The sequence below is a fragment of the Salinicola sp. CR57 genome, assembly GCF_003206585.1.
GTDB classification, from domain to species: domain Bacteria; phylum Pseudomonadota; class Gammaproteobacteria; order Pseudomonadales; family Halomonadaceae; genus Salinicola; species Salinicola lusitanus.
Genome location: NZ_PZJL01000006.1, coordinates 356,423 through 373,299, shown reverse-complemented (window position 1 = coordinate 373,299; position 16,877 = coordinate 356,423). Strand labels below are relative to the sequence as shown.

At 62.7% G+C, this 16,877-nt stretch carries 19 protein-coding genes; 3 read left to right on the top strand and 16 right to left on the bottom strand.

Annotation, left to right across the window (positions count from 1 at the left end):
• Position 1 precedes the first annotated feature (1 nt).
• Entirely contained in the window at positions 2–946 is a 945-nt protein-coding gene (locus tag DOM56_RS11730) for a hypothetical protein (RefSeq protein ID WP_157958220.1), read from the bottom strand.
• 382 nt (positions 947–1,328) lie between these two features.
• Between DOM56_RS11730 and DOM56_RS11725 the strand changes: the two genes are divergently transcribed.
• Complete coding sequence (locus tag DOM56_RS11725) at positions 1,329–1,913, top strand: Fe-Mn family superoxide dismutase (protein ID WP_198655757.1); 585 nt, start codon at positions 1,329–1,331, stop codon at positions 1,911–1,913.
• 44 nt (positions 1,914–1,957) lie between these two features.
• Here the strand turns inward: DOM56_RS11725 and DOM56_RS11720 are convergent, their stop codons facing one another.
• Positions 1,958–3,238, bottom strand: a complete 1,281-nt coding sequence (locus tag DOM56_RS11720) for a nucleotide sugar dehydrogenase (protein WP_110708922.1) — start codon at positions 3,236–3,238, stop codon at positions 1,958–1,960.
• Between the two features lie 4 nt (positions 3,239–3,242).
• Positions 3,243–4,130: a UTP--glucose-1-phosphate uridylyltransferase GalU gene (galU, locus tag DOM56_RS11715; protein WP_110708920.1), complete on the bottom strand. Its 888-nt coding sequence runs from the start codon at positions 4,128–4,130 to the stop codon at positions 3,243–3,245.
• Positions 4,131–4,403: 273 nt separating this feature from the next.
• Here galU and ubiG point away from each other — a divergent pair, with 273 nt between their 5' ends.
• Both ubiG and DOM56_RS11705 read left to right on the top strand, forming a co-directional pair.
• Positions 4,404–5,159: a bifunctional 2-polyprenyl-6-hydroxyphenol methylase/3-demethylubiquinol 3-O-methyltransferase UbiG gene (gene ubiG / locus DOM56_RS11710; protein ID WP_110708918.1), complete on the top strand. Its 756-nt coding sequence runs from the start codon at positions 4,404–4,406 to the stop codon at positions 5,157–5,159.
• Positions 5,156–5,833, top strand: a complete 678-nt coding sequence (locus DOM56_RS11705; protein ID WP_110708917.1) for an HAD-IA family hydrolase — start codon at positions 5,156–5,158, stop codon at positions 5,831–5,833. The genes ubiG and DOM56_RS11705 overlap by 4 nt, the downstream gene beginning before the upstream one ends.
• Before the next feature lie 12 nt (positions 5,834–5,845).
• Here DOM56_RS11705 and DOM56_RS11700 read toward each other — a convergent pair whose 3' ends face one another.
• The 13 genes from DOM56_RS11700 to DOM56_RS11640 all read right to left on the bottom strand — a co-directional run bounded on the left by DOM56_RS11700 (position 5,846) and on the right by DOM56_RS11640 (position 16,653).
• On the bottom strand, positions 5,846–6,604 hold the full coding sequence (locus tag DOM56_RS11700; RefSeq protein ID WP_110708915.1) for a YciK family oxidoreductase: 759 nt from the start codon (positions 6,602–6,604) through the stop codon (positions 5,846–5,848).
• 48 nt (positions 6,605–6,652) lie between these two features.
• Positions 6,653–7,495: a tol-pal system protein YbgF gene (gene ybgF, locus DOM56_RS11695; RefSeq protein ID WP_110708913.1), complete on the bottom strand. Its 843-nt coding sequence runs from the start codon at positions 7,493–7,495 to the stop codon at positions 6,653–6,655.
• Positions 7,496–7,513: 18 nt separating this feature from the next.
• The gene (gene pal, locus DOM56_RS11690; protein WP_110708911.1) at positions 7,514–8,026 is read right to left on the bottom strand and encodes a peptidoglycan-associated lipoprotein Pal; all 513 of its coding nucleotides are present in this window, start codon (positions 8,024–8,026) and stop codon (positions 7,514–7,516) included.
• Positions 8,027–8,073: 47 nt separating this feature from the next.
• A complete protein-coding gene (tolB, locus tag DOM56_RS11685; protein WP_110709367.1) occupies positions 8,074–9,378 on the bottom strand; it encodes a Tol-Pal system beta propeller repeat protein TolB in 1,305 nt (434 codons plus the stop codon).
• Between the two features lie 11 nt (positions 9,379–9,389).
• Complete coding sequence (tolA, locus tag DOM56_RS11680; RefSeq protein WP_110708909.1) at positions 9,390–10,520, bottom strand: cell envelope integrity protein TolA; 1,131 nt, start codon at positions 10,518–10,520, stop codon at positions 9,390–9,392.
• A 9-nt stretch (positions 10,521–10,529) separates the two neighbouring features.
• Positions 10,530–10,970, bottom strand: coding sequence for a protein TolR (tolR, locus tag DOM56_RS11675; RefSeq protein ID WP_110599628.1), 441 nt, complete (start codon positions 10,968–10,970; stop codon positions 10,530–10,532).
• 14 nt (positions 10,971–10,984) lie between these two features.
• Positions 10,985–11,674, bottom strand: coding sequence for a protein TolQ (tolQ, locus tag DOM56_RS11670; protein WP_110708907.1), 690 nt, complete (start codon positions 11,672–11,674; stop codon positions 10,985–10,987).
• Between the two features lie 13 nt (positions 11,675–11,687).
• Complete coding sequence (gene ybgC, locus DOM56_RS11665) at positions 11,688–12,098, bottom strand: tol-pal system-associated acyl-CoA thioesterase (protein WP_110708904.1); 411 nt, start codon at positions 12,096–12,098, stop codon at positions 11,688–11,690.
• Complete coding sequence (ruvB, locus tag DOM56_RS11660; protein ID WP_110708903.1) at positions 12,091–13,143, bottom strand: Holliday junction branch migration DNA helicase RuvB; 1,053 nt, start codon at positions 13,141–13,143, stop codon at positions 12,091–12,093. Before ruvB ends, ybgC begins: the two co-directional genes overlap by 8 nt.
• Positions 13,144–13,150: 7 nt before the next feature.
• Positions 13,151–13,756, bottom strand: a complete 606-nt coding sequence (gene ruvA, locus DOM56_RS11655; RefSeq protein ID WP_110708901.1) for a Holliday junction branch migration protein RuvA — start codon at positions 13,754–13,756, stop codon at positions 13,151–13,153.
• A gap of 74 nt (positions 13,757–13,830) precedes the next feature.
• The gene (gene ruvC / locus DOM56_RS11650) at positions 13,831–14,370 is read right to left on the bottom strand and encodes a crossover junction endodeoxyribonuclease RuvC (RefSeq protein ID WP_110708899.1); all 540 of its coding nucleotides are present in this window, start codon (positions 14,368–14,370) and stop codon (positions 13,831–13,833) included.
• Between the two features lie 163 nt (positions 14,371–14,533).
• Positions 14,534–16,315, bottom strand: a complete 1,782-nt coding sequence (gene aspS, locus DOM56_RS11645; RefSeq protein ID WP_110708897.1) for an aspartate--tRNA ligase — start codon at positions 16,313–16,315, stop codon at positions 14,534–14,536.
• Between the two features lie 44 nt (positions 16,316–16,359).
• Positions 16,360–16,653 (bottom strand): zinc ribbon domain-containing protein, encoded by a 294-nt coding sequence (locus tag DOM56_RS11640; protein ID WP_110600447.1) that lies wholly within the window; start codon positions 16,651–16,653, stop codon positions 16,360–16,362.
• Between the last annotated feature and the right edge of the window lie 224 nt (positions 16,654–16,877).

The following is a 16,877-nucleotide window of genomic DNA, read 5'->3' as shown; positions in this document are numbered from 1 at the left end:
ATCAGCCTCCGCCGCGCTGTAGGTTGGAAACGTCCGTGATCAACGAGGCCACGCGGCTCGTCAATTGCGAACGGCTGGCCTCGAGGGATCCCAGCCGCTCCTTGAGCTCGCGAATCTGGCCGGCACTCGCCCCCGTTGGCAGTGCATCGACCCGTGACCGTAGCGATTCGAGACCAGCATTAAGAGCCGTCTGGCCCTGGCGAAGTTCCGTCACCGAGCCACGAAGCTGATTCAGGGCATCGGTCGATGGCACATCCTGCTGGGCCAGGGTCTCGACACGAGACTCCAGATCCGCGATAGCGGCACCCAGATCGGTCGAGTCGTCTCCCTCCACCTGGCGAGAGAGCGCCTGCTGGGACTGACGCAACTCCTCGAGCGAGGCCGTGAGCTGCTTCGAAAGTGCCTGGTTCTCCTGCTGGTGCTGATCGAGCGAGTCGGCCATCGAATCGAGGCGATCGCCCTGCTGATTCTGGTCACTCTCGAGCGAGGCCAGCCTGGCAGCCATCGCGCCGCGCTCGTCCTTGCCGGTGCTTTCGAGGGCGCTGAGCGAGGATTGCAACGCGTCGATCAATCCCTGAAGGTTTTGATCGGCATCCTGCAGTTTCTCGATCTGCTGAGCCGTCTGGTCGTTAGACCGGGAATCCGCCACCCTCGTCTCCAGGCTTCCCACTGCTGCTCGCGTGGCCTCCAACTGGTCACGCAGGCGATCGAATTCGGCCCGCAGACTCTCCCCTGAAGCGTCCAGGGTCGACCCGGTCGCATCCACACGCTGGTTGAGCCGGTCGATCTGGGCGTGCTGCGCCTCCAGCCGCTGCCAGAGCAGCCACCCCCCCGCAGCCGCGCCGGCAATGAGCAGCAGGATGAGGAACCACAACGGCCACACCCTGGGTCGGCCGCGCCCGGAAGAACCTTGATAATGCACCGCTCCCGAGCGGCGTGTCGTCATGTCGTCTCGATCTGGGACGATGGATGGGGATGTGCGATGCTCGTCCGATTGTGATGGCATTGCCGTCGTATACCTTGCCAATAGTGATGCGGATAGTACGTAAAACAGAAACAACGCTCGACATCCAGGTCCCGGAGCCTGGAAGCCGGTTTCGACGCGTCAGCCATGGACGCCACTATGCCACGAAATGCGGGTCTCTGGCGGCTGACGAGATCACGTTACGTGAAAGCCGTTGCAAAGCCCAGACTTGGCCGCGGTCGGCTCGCAAGATACTGGCGGCTGCGGGCGCGTCGTTGGCGATGGCGGGTGCGATCGCGGTAGCATGTCCGCTCCCGCTAGGCCGTAATGTAGCCCTCTCCACCTTTACTCGTCGATGAGCCAGATGCCTGAATTCGCTAACCGATTCGAGCTGCCCGCCTTGCCATTCGAGCGCCATTCGCTGGAGCCCGAGGTATCCCGGGCTCAGGTCGACCTGCTCTATAGTCATTACCATCGCCGCCATATCGATGCGCTCAACGCTCGAGAGCCAAGGCTACCCGAACACTCTTTGGCGAGCCTTGCCGAACACCACGAGGAGGAGATCCGCCGATCCGCGCAGGAGGCCTGGAATCTGGTGTTCTTCTGGCATGGACTCAGCGCCGGAAGCATCGCGGTGCCCGACGATCTGGCGCGGAGAATCGACCAGGCCTTCGGCGGTATCGGGGCACTGCAGTATCGATGGCGAGCCAGCATCCAGGATGTTTCGGAGGGGTGGTCCTGGCTGGCGGTCGACGCCGACGGCAAGCTGGAACTGCGGCATTCGCCAACTGGAGCGCGCCCCACCGGAGTGGCCCCCCTGCTGGCCATTGTCCTGAACGAGGACGCCTACCGGATCGATTACCCTCAACGCCGAGGCGACTATTTCGATGCGTTATGGCCCCACTTGAACTGGGAATACGCGCAGCTCAACATCGAGGCGAGCGCCTGAGCCCCGGCCAAGGGCCAGAATTCAGGCGCTCGCCGGGGACGGGACTAGGCGCGGCGGCCGATCCCGCGGTAGACCAGTCCGCGTGAAGCCACGTAAGAGGGATCGTAGATGTTGCGCCCGTCCAGGATCAGCGGCGTCTTCAGCGATTGCAGTAGCCTGCGCCAATCCGGATTCCAGTAACACTTCCACTCCGTCACCAGCATCAGGGCATCGGCGCCTTCGCAAGCACTATAGAAATCGCCCTCGCACAAAATCAGTTGCGGGTGGTCGGGATAGAGTTCACCCAGCGCATGCAGTGCCGCCGGATCATGAACCCTGACCGTGACCCCCTGGGCCCACAGCGCTTCCAGCAGCGTCAGGACCGGGGCATGATCGATCCGCGCCGTTCCGGGTTTGAAGGCGGCGCCCCAGATGGCTACGGTGCGGCCTTCCAGTTCTCCCTTGAAGTGGTTCCAGAGCTTGCGGAACAGCGTCTCTTTCTTGCTTTCGTTGATGTCGAGGACGTGCTCCAGCAGATGGGATTCCCGCCCGGTCGAGTGCTGGACGTCGGCCAGACGCATCAGGTCCCGCGAAAAGTTGGGACCGCCGAAGCCACAGCCGGGATAGAGATACTCGAAGCCAATACGGGTATCGGCCCCCATCCCCTGGCGCACATACTCCACGTCCACGGCGAGCGAGTCGGCGAGGCCTGCCAGCTCGTTCATGAAGCTGATCCGTGTCGCCAGCATGCCGTTGATGGCCAGCTTGGTCAGTTCGGCGGCACGCCTGGGCATCAACTGGAACACCTCGTGGCGCCGATTGAAGGCCCGCAACAGCTCGCGTATCTGCTGGGTTCCCCATTCGTCCTCGCTCCCCAGCAGCCAATGCGCGGGGCGGGTGAACGTTTCCCAGGCACGCCCTTCCTCGATGCGGTCGGGCAGCGCCACGGCCACCTGGCCGGCGTGACCCAGCAGCGCTTCGAGTTTCTCCGTCTGGCCTACCGGGAAGGTGGAGTTGTTGACGATGATCAGAGGCGTGCTCTGGCGCCCCGGCACCTGCCGGACGTAGCTCTCCGCCGACTCGCGTTGATCCGGGGAAAGTGCCAGCCAATGGACGTCGGCATCGGCGTCGGCCGGCACCTCGTCCACGATCGCCAACTGGCCGGACTCCTCGCCCGCCAGAATCTGATCCTTCAGTCCGGGCTCGCTGATCAGCCAGTCGGCACGCGCCAGGCTGTCCCAGCGAAATTCGGCATGTGGCATCCAGGTAACCTGATGCCCAACCGAGCACAATGCGGCGGCGGCGGTTGCCGCGGCCAGTTCGCTACCATGTACGACCACGCGCATCGACTTAGCCCTCGGCCGCGTATTGCTGGATCAATTGACGGAAGCCCTCACCGAGGGTGGGATGTTTCCGCCCCAGGGCCAGGGTCGCTTCGAGGTAGCCAAGCTGGCTGCCGCAGTCGTAAGTCTGGCCCTGCATGCGATAGGCCGCCGCACCGCTGTTCTTGCGCAGGGTCTCGATGGCATCGGTTAGCTGAATCTCGTTGCCCGCCCCCGGCGGCGTCTCGGCCAGGATCGGAAAGATCTCGCCCGGCAGCAGGTAACGACCAATCACGGCCAGCGTGGACGGTGCCTCCTCGACCTTCGGCTTTTCGACCATGCCGGTCAGCGGTGCGCTATTACCGGCGGCGGGCTCGTCACCCTCGAGAGCCACGATGCCGTACTTGTACGTCAGTTCCTTGGGAACGGTTTCGACCATGATCTGGGCTTTGCCGGTCTCGTCGAACGCCTTGATCATGCCGGTGAGATCGTTACTGGTCATGCCGTCGTCGTCGATGACCACATCGGGCAGCAGCACGGCGAACGGGTCATTGCCGATGACCGGGCGGGCACACAGGATGGCGTGTCCCAGTCCCAGCGCCTCCGGCTGACGCACGCTGATGATATTGACGTCGTCCGGGATGATGTTGCGAAGTTCTTCGAGCAGTTCGTTCTTGCCCTTGGCCTCGAGCTGGGTCTCGAGTTCGAAGTGCTTGTCGAAATGGTTCTCGATGGCGCTCTTCGAGGAGTGAGTGACCAGGACGATCTCCTTGATGCCCGCCTTGACCGCCTCGGTGACCACGTACTGAATCACCGGTTTGTCGACGATGGTGATCATCTCTTTGGGAATCGCCTTGGAAGCGGGTAAGCAGCGGGTGCCGAATCCGGCGACGGGCAGTACGGCCTTGCGAATCATCTTTTAGGTCCTTCCCTTCCTGGGTATGAAATCAACGATTGCCGGTGTCCCGACAGCGTATCCTTCTGCTAGCTTAGCGGGCGAGAAGCCGAAAGCACAGTCGCAGAAAAGCGACAACTCGAGGCGCTGCCCCACCGACTCGCTTTTCGCCGACATGGCCTCCAGACAAGCTACCGTCCATAGTAGAATATCGCAAAGCGATGCACCGCCATGCGCTTGGCCGGCCGTCCCCGCTTGACGGTGTACCGACATTCCCGGAAAGGAAATCCGTTCATGACATCATCACCTCACGACGACACCTCCGTGCATCACAACGTCGACCATGCCGAAATCGCCAAGTTCGATGCGCTTGCCAGCCGCTGGTGGGATCGGGAAGGCGATTTCAAGCCGCTGCACGATATCAATCCGCTGCGTCTGGGCTTCATCGACGCCCATGTCTCCCTGGCCGGCAAGCGGGTCATCGATGTCGGCTGCGGGGGCGGGATCCTGAGTGAAGCCATGGCGATGCGCGGCGCCGAAGTCACTGGGATCGATCTGGGAGAGGCTCCCCTGGCGGTGGCACGGCTGCACCAGCAGGAGAGCGGCGTGGAGGTCGATTATCGCTGCATCAGCGTGGAAGCGATGGCGGCGGCGCAAAGTGGCGAGTTCGACGTGGTGACCTGCCTCGAGATGCTCGAACATGTGCCGGATCCGGCTTCGGTGATCGCGGCCTGTGCCAAGCTGGTCAAACCCGGCGGCCATCTGTTCTTCTCGACGATCAATCGCAACCCGAAATCCTACGCCTTCGCGATTGTCGGTGCCGAATACGTGCTGGGCCTTCTGCCGAAGGGCACTCACGACTACCGCAAGCTGATCCGCCCCTCCGAGCTTTCCGGCTGGTGTCGACAGTCCGGCCTGCGACTGCAAGACCAGACCGGGCTGACCTACAACCCGCTGTCCCGACGCTACCGGCTGACACCCAACGATGTCTCGGTCAACTACATGGTGCATGTGCGCCCCGAGTGGACCGGTAGCGGCAACGACAAATGACTCCGTATGCCCTCCCGAAAGCGCTGCTGTTCGATCTCGATGGCACCCTGGTCGACACCGCTCCCGACCTGGCCGAGGCCACCAACCGGTTGAGGGAGCATCATGGGATGGATCGACTTCCCTACCCCGTCATCCGGGCCCAGGTCTCCAACGGCGGGAGTGCCCTGGTGACCCTGGCGCTGGATCTCGCCAGTGATCACCCGCAACATGCCGACGCCCGTCAATATCTGCTGGATCGTTATGCGGAAGTCGTGGCCGACAACAGTCGCGTCTATCCTGGATTGTCAGATCTCATCGCGCGGTGGGAGGCGGAGGCGCGGGGCTGGGGGATCGTGACCAACAAGCCCAGGGCCTATGCGGAACCGCTGATCGAGGCGCTCTCCTTGCGGCCCGGGGTGCTGGTCTGTGCCGATGATCTACCTGTCAGGAAACCCGAACCGGAACCGCTGTGGTTTGCCGCTCGTCAACTGGAGGTGGAGCCGGGAGAGTGCTGGTACGTCGGGGACCATCGGCGGGACATGGAAGCCGCGGAGCGGGCCGGGATGACGGCGATCGCCGTGCGTTACGGTTATATTCCGGCCGAAGAGCCTCTCGACGAATGGCCGGCGGAGCGCTGGTTCGACACCTCGGAGTCCCTTGCCGACGAGCTGCTGGCGTTACTGACGTCCCGCTAGCCGGGCCCGGGCTCAGCGCTTCGGCGGCTGGGCGTCGAAGGCCTCGCCACTGATTCCTTCGCTATCCCGGCCCATCAGCCACAGATAGGTCGGCATGATCTCTTCCGGCGTGCGAAGACGCTGAGGATCCTCGTCGGGATAGGCCGCCTGGCGCATGGCCGTGCGCGTGGCACCGGGATTGAGAGAATTGAAACGAATGGTCGACCCGTGGTGCTCATCGGCCAGAATCTCCATCAGTCCCTCGGTGGCGAATTTCGAAGTCGAATAGGCGCCCCACTTCGCCCGCCCTCGTCGTCCGACGCTGGAGGAAGTGAACACCACCGATGAACTGGCGGATTGACCCAGTAGCGGCAGCAGAGCCTGGGTCAATCCCAGTGTCGCGGTGAAGTTGACCTGCATCACCTTGGCCCAGAGCTCAAGGTCATAGGACGCCACCGACACCCGATCTCCCAGAATGCTCGCATTGTGCAGCAACCCGTCCAAGCGCCCGAACTCCTTCTCGAGCTTGGTGGCCACCGCCAGATGGTCCTGGGCGGTCGCGCTTTCCAGATTGAGCGGGAAGATCGCCGGCTGCGGGGCACCCATTGCCTCGATGGCGTCGTAGACCACCTCGAGACGGCTGACGCTACGCCCGAGCAGGATGACCGTGGCGCCGTGGCGGGCGTAAGTCATGGCCGCGGACCTGCCGATGCCGGCGCTGGCGCCAGACACCAGCACGATCTTTCCGGCGAGCAGGTCAGCGGGCGCCTGGTAATCGATATGGCAGGTCATAGGGAGAGATCCTGAGTCGCGGCGCCGGCGGATCGCTGAACGATCCGATCAGCCCATCTGATTGAGAAAATCGCCCGCCATCTGCGCGGCGTTGCTATCGGGATAGTCGCTGCGTACCCGCTGCAGCAATTGCCGACTGCCTTCCGCATCGCCCTGACGCGCCTTCAGCAGGCCCAGCTTGTAGAGCGCATCCGGCACCTTGTTGCTTTGCGGATAGTCGCTGATGACCGTATCGAACGCATCGGCGGCCTGATCGAGCTGTGACTGCGCCGAGTAGAGTTCACCCAGCCAGTAGTGTGCGTTGGGTAGCAGGCTGGACTGCGGGTAGTCGGAAATGAAACGCTGAAAGGCGTCGATGGCAGCACCGAACTGCCGCGACTGCACTTGCTGAAATGCCGCCTGATAGGCTTCTCGCCCTTCACCGCCCGTGGTGCTGGAGGCGTTCGAACGGCTGGTGCCGGTGTCGGCTTCACTGGCAGCGCCACCATTGGCTGAAGCGGAAGCGCCGGAGACCTCACTTGCCGTGCCGCTGTCGACATCGGATCCGCTCAGATCGCCGCTGGCATCTCCCGCGGCGCTACCTGAATCCATTCCGCCGCCGGAAATACGGTCATCGAGATCCAGGTACTGCTGTTGGGTCTGTTGCTTGAGCTGATCCAGCTGATAACGCAGCTCCTCGACCTGGCCGCGAAGCTGCTGGATCTGCTGCTTGTTGTCCTGCAGTTGATTGAGGATCGTCAGAGTGCCGCCGCCGCTTTGGCGGGCTTCCGTCTGACTGTAGAAGCCGTTCGACTGACCGGTGAGATCATCGACGACAGGTTGCTGAGCCCATACGGACAGCGGGAGCACCAAGGCTCCCGCGCCGCACAGTCTTTTCAGACCGTGTTTCATGCTTTTCTCCGTCGCAGCTTAGTACGCGAACACGACACGACGGTTCTTGGCGTACGCTTCTTCGGTATGGCCCTGAACTGCCGGACGCTCTTCACCGTAGCTGACGATCTGGATCTGCGACGGGGATACGCCCTGAACGGTCAGGTACTGCTCGACCGCCTGCGCACGGCGCTCGCCGAGGCCCAGGTTGTATTCGCGAGTACCGCGCTCGTCGGCATAACCCTGAAGGGTCACGTTGACGTTCGAGTTGGCCATCAGATACTGGGCGTGGCCGCGCAGTACCGATTCGAATTCAGGGCGAATTTCTTCGCTGTCGAACGCGAAATAGATGGTGTCGACGCTAGGACGCTGATCGTTGGCGCCCATCTGCGAGCCCGAGGTGCCCTGTCCGGAAGTCATGCCCTGTCCGGACATGCCACCGGAAGTGCCATTCATGTCCCCTTCCTGGGTACCGCCACTGCTGGAACAACCAGCCACTACGGCTAGCGACAGCGCGACTGCTAACGTCTTGGCGTAGGTCTTAATTTGCATTGTCATCTCCTTGCTCGGATGTCGAATGACACAATGACTGTAGTCGTTTAGTTCAAAAACGGCGACCACGCGGGTTCGCGTACGTCACCCTGCGCCGAAGGCAGTCGGAAAGACGCTCGTCCATCCGAAGAAACTGCCCCCAACACACCTTGCGCCCCTTGCTGGGTAGCGAAGATTACCATGGTGCCATTCGGCGCGACACTGGGCGATTCGTCCCAACGTGAATCTGTCAGAACCGTCACCCGACCCGTGTCGAGCTCCTGCTTCGCCACGTGATAGCCGCTGCCATCACGGGTCACCATGAACAATGTTTTTCCATCCGGTGAGAAGCGTCCATCGGAATTGTAGTTGCCGGTGAAGGTTACCCGCTCGGCCTGTCCTCCTGTGGCCGACATGCGATAGAGCTGCGGCGCCCCGCTGCGATCGGAGGTGAAAATCAGGGACTGGCCGTCCGGGGACCAATCGGGCTCGGTCTCGATGGCCGGGTTGGTGGTCAGCCGGGTCAACTGACGAGTTGCCAGATTCATCACGTAGATCTCGGGCTGTCCATCCTTGGAAAGCGACATCGCCAGCTTGCGGCCATCAGGCGACCAGGCCGGCGCCCCATTGATGCCACGGAAAGAGGTCAGGCGGACCCGTTCGCCGGTGGAGGCATTCTGCACGTAGATGGCCGAGTTACCGGATTCGAACGAAACGTAGGCGATCTTCTGGCCATCCGGCGACCACGCTGGCGACAGGATCGGATCGTCTGACGACAAGACCTGCTGCCCGTTGTGTCCATCGGCATCGGCCACATAGAGGGCGTAGCGTGCGTTATCACCGGTACCGCTGGCCGCGACGTAGGCAATGCGAGTGGAGAAAGCCCCTCGGATACCAGTGATGGCCTCGAAAATCTGGTCGCTTATGTAGTGGGCACTGGCACGCAGGTTGCCGTCTGACGAAGTCAGCGTTTCTCCCAGCATGCGCTTGCCCCCCAGGATATCCATCAGCTCGTACTGGATACGATACTGATCTCCCTGGGGCTCGATTTTTCCAACCACGAGATAGCGGGCGTCGACCCGCTTCCAGTCGTCGTAGAACACGTCTTCGCTGCTGCTGGGCAGTGACACGAGAGAACTACGGCTCAGTGGCGAGAACTGGCCGCTATGTTCCAGGTCATCGCTGACGATCTGCGCCACGTCCTGTGGCAGCCCGCCTTGTCCACTGAATTCGAACGGCACGATGGCGATGGGCGTTGCCTGATCGCTGCCGCGGGTGATTTCGATGGTCAGGTTCTGCGCTTGGGCCGTGGTCGCGAGACACGCCAGCGACACCAGCCAGCCAGCGGCCAGGGCTTTCCATCCTTGAGACATCCATCGTTTCATCACTGTATATCCCCGGGGGTGAATTTGAGATTGAAATCGCGAAACCGCCGCTGCAGACCGGCGTCCAGTTGCTGCAGCTCACGGAACGGCGCTGCGGCTTCCACGGCCTGCGTGGCCGAGCGATCGAAGCTGGGATTACCGCTGCTGCGAGTGATGCTGGCTGCCAGCAATTCACCCGAAGGCCCTAGCCGCACTCTCACTTGTGCCACCAAACCATTGTCCGCGTTGGCCGGCAAGTGCCACCGGTCCTCGACGGCCCGTTTGACCAGGTTGATGAAGCTGTTCGAGGCCTGATCGGACTGCTGGGCATTGGCGATACGTTCCTTTTCGTTGGCAATGGAGTCGCTCAACGCCTTGGCTGCCGCCTCTTTTGCCGCCGCCTCGGCGGCGGCTTTCTTCTTGGCCTCTTCAGCCTGGCGCTTCTTCTCCGCCTCGGCCGCGGCTTTTTTCTTGGCTTCTTCGGCCTGACGCTTCTTCTCCGCCTCCGCTTCGGCTTTCTTCTTGGCCTCTTCAGCCTGGCGCTTCTTCTCCGCCTCGGCTTCGGCCTGTTTCTTGGCTTCTTCAGCCTGGCGCTTCTTCTCTGCCTCGGCTTCGGCCTGCTTCTTGGCTTCTTCGGCCTGGCGCTTCTTCTCCGCCTCGGCTTCGGCTTGCTTCTTGGCTTGTTCGACCTGACGCTGCTTTTCTGCCTCGGCTTCGGCCTGTTGTTTCTCGCGCTCGGCCTGGCGTGCGGCTTCGGCCGCCTTCTGCTGCTCTTCTGCCTCGGCACGTTCGGCCGCCGCCTGCTCCGCAGCCTGCTGGCGCCGCTCGGACTCAGCCTGAGCCTGTTCCGCGGCGGCCTCGCGTTGGGCGGCTTGCTGCTGGGCCTGCTCCTGGGCTTGCTGTTCGGCCGCCTGCTGGGCGGCCTCTTCCGCCTGCCGCTGCGCAGCACGTGCCCGCGCTTCCTGGGCGTACTGTGCCTGATCCGTGGCAGTCACGTCGCTGACAAGCGTGGCCTGGACCACCGAGGATGAGCTGGGCGTGGGCTCGCTATCCGGCAGACGCAGCATCGTCAACAACAGTGCCACCACGTGAACGGCGATCGCCAGAACGACGGGCAGGCCGTAACCGACACGGCGGTTTCGCTTCGCCATGCTGACTCCTTACCCGTCGTTGCCTTGCGGCGGCTCGGAAATCAATCCGACGTTCGCCACACCTGCCATCTGTAGCGTGCTCATCAATGTTACGACCTGACCGTAAGAGGCGTTCCTGTCACCACGTACCATGACCGGGGTGTTGGGCTTGCGCTCGAGAATCGCCACGACCTGGTCGCCAACGGTCTGCAGCGTGACCGCCTTGTCCTGTTCGCCCAGCGAGATGAAGTATTCGCCCTGACTGTCCACGGAGACGATGATCGGCTCCTGCTCGTCGGTATCGATCGGCTCCGACGTGACCTGCGGCAGATCGACCTGCACGCCTTGGGTCAGCATCGGGGCGGTGATCATGAAGATCACCAGCAGTACCAGCATGACGTCGATGAACGGGACGACGTTGATTTCGCCCATCGGCTTGCGCCGATGATGGCGGCTATAGGGTCCACCCATGTTGAACCTCCGCCTCAGGCCGCCGGGTTGCCACCGCGACCTTGCAGGTTACGGTGCAGAATCGAATGGAACTCTTCGGCGAAGTCTTCGTACTCGCCGAGCAGACGGCTGGCGATGGATGACAGCCGGTTGTAGAAGATCACCGCCGGGATCGCCGCGAACAGGCCCATGGCCGTTGCCACCAGGGCTTCCGCAATCCAGGGAGCCACGGTAGAGAGCGTCGCCTGCTGCGCCATCGACAGGCTCTGGAAGGAACCCATGATCCCCCAGACCGTGCCGAACAGGCCGATGTAGGGGCTGGCCGACGCCACCGTGGCCAGCAGGGTGAGCTTGTCATTGAGGTTGTCTTCCTCGCGTGACAGCGCGACTCGCTGGGAGCGTTGCACTCCGTCCAGCACCGCTTCACTGCTGCGTGTCTTGGGCATCAGCCGGTTGAACTCCCGGAAGCCCGCTCGGAACACATGCTCCGAGCCCTGCGCTTCGTAGTTCTCCGGTACGTCACGATAGAGTTCGTTGAGATCGACACCTGACCAGAAACGCTCGTCGAAGGCCTTCTGCGCCTTCCGGGCTCGGCTCAACGCGAAACTGCGTTGAAAGATGACGACCCAGGAAGCGACTGAAGCGGCCAACAGCAGGAGCATGACCAGCTGGACCACCAGACTGGCGTTCATGATCAGATGGGGGATGGACATGGAGTCGTTCACGAAAATCCTCGAATCACTGGCTAGGAATGGCGGAAGTCAGCGCCGCGTGTAGATTGCTGGGCCAACGTCTTGGTTTCAGGCGTTGCGCGTCGACACACGCAATATCGACCGACGCTTCGCATAATGTATCCCCGTCGTACCGCACTGCCTGCGCGAATCGCAACGAGCAGGCGGCCAGGCGCTCGATGCTGGCGGTCACCTCCAGCCGGTCATCGAGCCGTGCCGGGCGTGCGTAGCGACACTGAAGCGAATGTACCACCAGTTGTACGCCCTGCTCGATCAGTCCACGTTGACCGAAACCCAATGCGTTCAACCACTCGCTTCGTGCGCGCTCCATGAATTTCAGGTAGTTAACGTAGTACACGATGCCGCCGACGTCGGTGTCCTCGATATAGACCTTCACCGGCAGGATGAATTCATTCATGGCCGGGCTCATCGTGGTTGGGGGGCGCGCTTCGGGGCGCCTGATCGCTGGGCACGATGCCGAAATGGTGATAAGCGGAGCGAGTGACGACACGGCCACGGGCGGTTCGCATCATGAATCCCTGCTGGATCAGATAAGGCTCGATGACGTCCTCGATCGTGTCGCGCTCCTCGCTGATGGCCGCTGCGAGGCTATCGACCCCCACCGGACCACCATCGAACTTTTCGATCATCGCCAGCAGTAGCCGTCGATCCATATGGTCGAGACCATGGCTATCGACGTTGAGCATGTTGAGCGCCTGGTCGGCGATCGCGGCGTCGACACTACCGTCGCCCTTGACCTCGGCGAAGTCGCGTACCCGCCGCAACAGGCGATTGGCGATGCGTGGCGTGCCCCTGGCCCGCCGCGCGATTTCCCGAGCCCCGGCGACATCGGCAGGCACCTCGAGCAGACGCGCCGAACGAGCGACGATCTCGGTCAGTTCGTCGATGGCATAGAACTCGAGTCGCTGGACAATGCCGAACCGGTCACGCAGCGGCGAGGTCAAAAGACCGGCTCGCGTGGTGGCACCCACGAGGGTGAACCGGGGCAGGTCGAGCTTGATCGAGCGCGCCGCCGGGCCGTCGCCGATCATGATATCGAGCTGGAAATCCTCCATCGCCGGATAGAGGACTTCCTCCACCGCAGCCGGCAGGCGGTGAATCTCGTCGATGAACAGTACGTCACCCGGCTGCAGATTGGTCAGCATCGCGGCCAGATCTCCAGCCCGTTCCAGCACCGGGCCGGAAGTCGACTTGATATCGACCTCCATCTCCGCGGCGATGATATTGGCCAGGGTCGTCTTCCCCAGCCCGGGCGGGCCGAAGACCAGGGTGTGATCGAGACTATCCCCGCGTTTGCGTGCCGCGGAGATGAAGATGTCCAACTGCTCGCGCACCCGCGGCTGGCCGATGTAATCATCGAGCCGACGGGGACGGATGGCGTGGTCGACCTGCTGCTCGCCCTGCTGCGGTGGCGCTGCCACCAGGCGGTCGGGTTCGATCATGGGCGCGTTATCCAGCCAACTGGCGTGACAGCGCTGCTTTGATCAGCGCCTCGGTCGGCAGATTCTTGTCCAGGCCGGACAGCATGCGGGAAGCCTCGACAGGCTTGTAGCCCAACGTCACCAGCGCCGCCTCGGCATCCGCCTGCGGATCGGAAGCGGGCTGCGCGGCGGCACGGGGCGTGTCGAGCAGCGACCCCTGCCCCTCCTGCCAGTGCGGGAAACGGTCGCGCATCTCGACGATCAGACGATCCGCCGTCTTCTTGCCGACGCCGGGCAACTTGGTCAGGGCCTTGCTGTCACCGTCCATGACGCAGCGAATGAAAGCGTCGGTATCCATGCCCGAGAGAATGGCCAACGCCAGCTTGGGGCCGATGCCATTGACCTTGATCAGGGCTCGAAACAGCTGACGCTCTTCGTCGCGAGCAAACCCGTAGAGCAGATGGGCGTCCTCCCGCACGCTGAGGTGCGTGTAGACGCGCACCTCTTCCCCGGCGCCAGGCATCGCAACCAGCGTGGTCATCGAGGTCTCGAGCTCGTAGCCCACGCCGTTGACATCAATGACGATCCAGGGGGGGTGTTTCTCCAGCAGCGTGCCGTGCAAACGTCCAATCATGCCATCCGTGTCCTTACTCTGACCGCGTCCACTATACGCATCGCCGATTCAACTGACTAGCTGCCACCACGCGGCTAGCGATCCGGCTCGAAGTCGCGCCACCGCCCGCCTCGAGACGGTTTGCCACGACGCTTGGGCGCAACGGCCAGCAACCCCTGTCGGGCGTATGCGTGGGTCAGTGCGATGGCCAGCGCATCGGCGGCATCGGTCGGTGGCGGCGCATCCAGAGAGAGCAGCGCCGTCACCATATGCTGGATCTGCGCCTTGTCGGCGCCACCGTTCCCGGTAATCGCCTGCTTGACCTGGCGGGCGGCATACTCGTGCACCGGCAGGCCATGATTGGCCGCACAGACGATCGCACTGCCACGCGCCTGGCCGAGCTTGAGCGCCGAGTCGGCGTTCTTGTCCATGAACACCCGCTCGATGGCGAACTCCGCGGGTCGATACTTGCCTATCAGCTCGCTGATGCCGGCGTATATTCGCGCCAGCTTCTGGGCCAGATCGTCTCCCTGGATACGGATACAGCCACTGGCGACATAGCGGGGCTTGGCGGTAACGTCGACGACGCCGTAGCCGGTGATGCGCGAACCGGGGTCAATGCCCAACAGAATCAAGCGCTGGCCTCCCTACTTGGCCGCCTTTCCCACCAATCTTCCGGATGACGGACCCACTGTGGCGATGGAGCTCGGCGAACAACATGCGTCCACGGGCCTCGCAGAACCCCCGAAGGCAAACCGGCGCCCACCTGGGGCGCCGGCATCGTCGTCTCCAGACCGCCTACTCGCCGGCGTTTTCCGGCTGCGCCTTCTGGCGCAGGCGAATATGCAGATCACGCAGCTGCTGGTTGGTGACCTCGCCCGGGGCATCGGTCATCAGGTCCGCGGCGCTCTGGGTCTTGGGGAAGGCAATGACGTCGCGAATGGTGCGCGAACCGGTCATCAGCATCACCAGTCGATCGAGACCGAAAGCCAGGCCGCCATGGGGCGGCGCGCCGTACTGCAGGGCATCGAGCAGGAAGCCGAACTTCTCTTCCGCCTCGTCCTTGCCGATGCCGAGCACTTCGAACACGGCTCGCTGCATGGCCTGGTCGTGAATACGGATGGAGCCACCACCCAGTTCGGTACCGTTGAGCACCATGTCGTAGGCGCGGGACAGCGCCGTCGACGGCGACGACTGAAGCGCTTCCGGCGAGCAGGATGGTGCGGTGAACGGGTGATGCAGCGCCGATAGCCGGCCATTGTCGTCGGCTTCGAACATCGGAAAATCGACCACCCACAATGGCGCCCACTTGGCGGTATAAAGATCGAGGTCTTCGCCCAGCTTGACGCGCAGCGCGCCGATCGCCTCGTTGACGATGCGAGCCTTGTCAGCGCCGAAGAAGATGATATCGCCATCCTCGGCACCCACACGATCCAGCAACTGCTCGACGATCCCTTCCATGAACTTGACGATCGGCGACTGCAGGCCTTCGAGCCCCTTGGCGCGTTCGTTGACCTTGATCCAGGCCAGCCCTTTCGCGCCGTAGATGCCAACGAACTTGGTGTACTCGTCGATCTCCTTGCGCGACAGCTTGGCGCCACCGCTGACCTTCAGCGCGGCGACCCGGCCATCGTCGGCCTTGGCCGGACCGGAAAAGACCTTGAAGTCGACCGTTTGCATCAGGTCGTCGACATCCACCAGTTCCAGCGGGATTCGCAGGTCCGGCTTGTCGGAGCCGTAGCGCTGCATGGCTTCGCTGTAAGGCATGCGCGGGAATTCCGGCAGCGCCACGTCGAGCACTTCCTGGAACAGCTGGCGCACCATCTGCTCGGTGGTACCCATGATCGCCTGCTCATCGATGAACGAGGCTTCGATGTCGATCTGGGTGAATTCCGGCTGACGGTCCGCGCGCAGATCCTCGTCGCGGAAACACTTGGCAATCTGATAGTAGCGATCGAAACCGGACACCATCAGCAACTGCTTGAATAGTTGCGGAGACTGTGGCAGCGCGAAGAAGTGACCATCGTGGGTCCGGCTGGGCACCAAATAGTCCCGCGCCCCCTCAGGCGTCGCACGGGTCAGGATCGGCGTCTCGATATCGAGAAAGCCCTGCTCCTCCAGATAGGCACGCACGCTATGGGTGATGCGCGAGCGCAGACGCAGCTTTTCGATCATCTCCGGGCGGCGCAGGTCGATGTAGCGGTACTTCAGTCGCACCTCCTCGCCGACCTTGCCATGCTCGTCGAGCTGGAAAGGCGGCGTGGCGGCGGTATTCAGCACTTCGACCTGCTTGGCCAGTACCTCGATCATGCCGGTGGGCATGTTGGGGTTCTGGGTGCCTTCCGGACGGAGTCGAATGCGGCCGACGATACGCAGCACATATTCGCTGCGTGAGCGATCGGCGTTGGCGAACGCTTCTGCGGTATCGGGATCCACTACCACTTGAGCGACACCGTCTCGATCGCGCATGTCGAGGAAAATGACACCGCCATGGTCGCGGCGGCGATGCACCCACCCGCAAAGCGTGACTTCGTGATCGATCAATGACTCGTTCAATTGGCCGCAATAATGACTGCGCATGCTGGATCCTAAGATTGTGAAGCTAAAAAGGGTGAAGACGGTATTCAGGCCGACGCTTTGCTCTCGCCGCTCGCCTTGCTGGCGCCGTCCGACTTGCCGCCGCTATCGCCGGAAGTCGCCGGTTTGGCGCTATCGCCAACGAGGTTCTTCTTGCTGCCCGATTTGAAATCGGTCTCGTACCAGCCGCCACCGGCTAGCCGAAAGCCGGCCGCGGAGACCAGGCGAGACAGTTCGGCGCGCTCGCAGGCCGGGCAATCGGTCAACGGTGCCGCACCGATCTTCTGGAGCTTTTCCAGCCGATGACCGCAAGCCTTACACTCGTATTCATAGATGGGCATGATGTCGTCACTCTCTATGAGTGCCAGGGTCGCCGGCCGGTGATCGGGCGGCTCGCTGACGATATCCAGGCGCGCTTCCCCCGACGGGCGTCGCGGCATCCTTTAGTCGGTTTTTCGTTCGTCGTTCGTCATGGCCGGTGGCCACGCGGACCTTCCCAAGCCAAGCTCGAAAGCCGCATAGTATAGCGCGTAGCGGCCGGTCGCAGGCAATATTACCGGCTGAC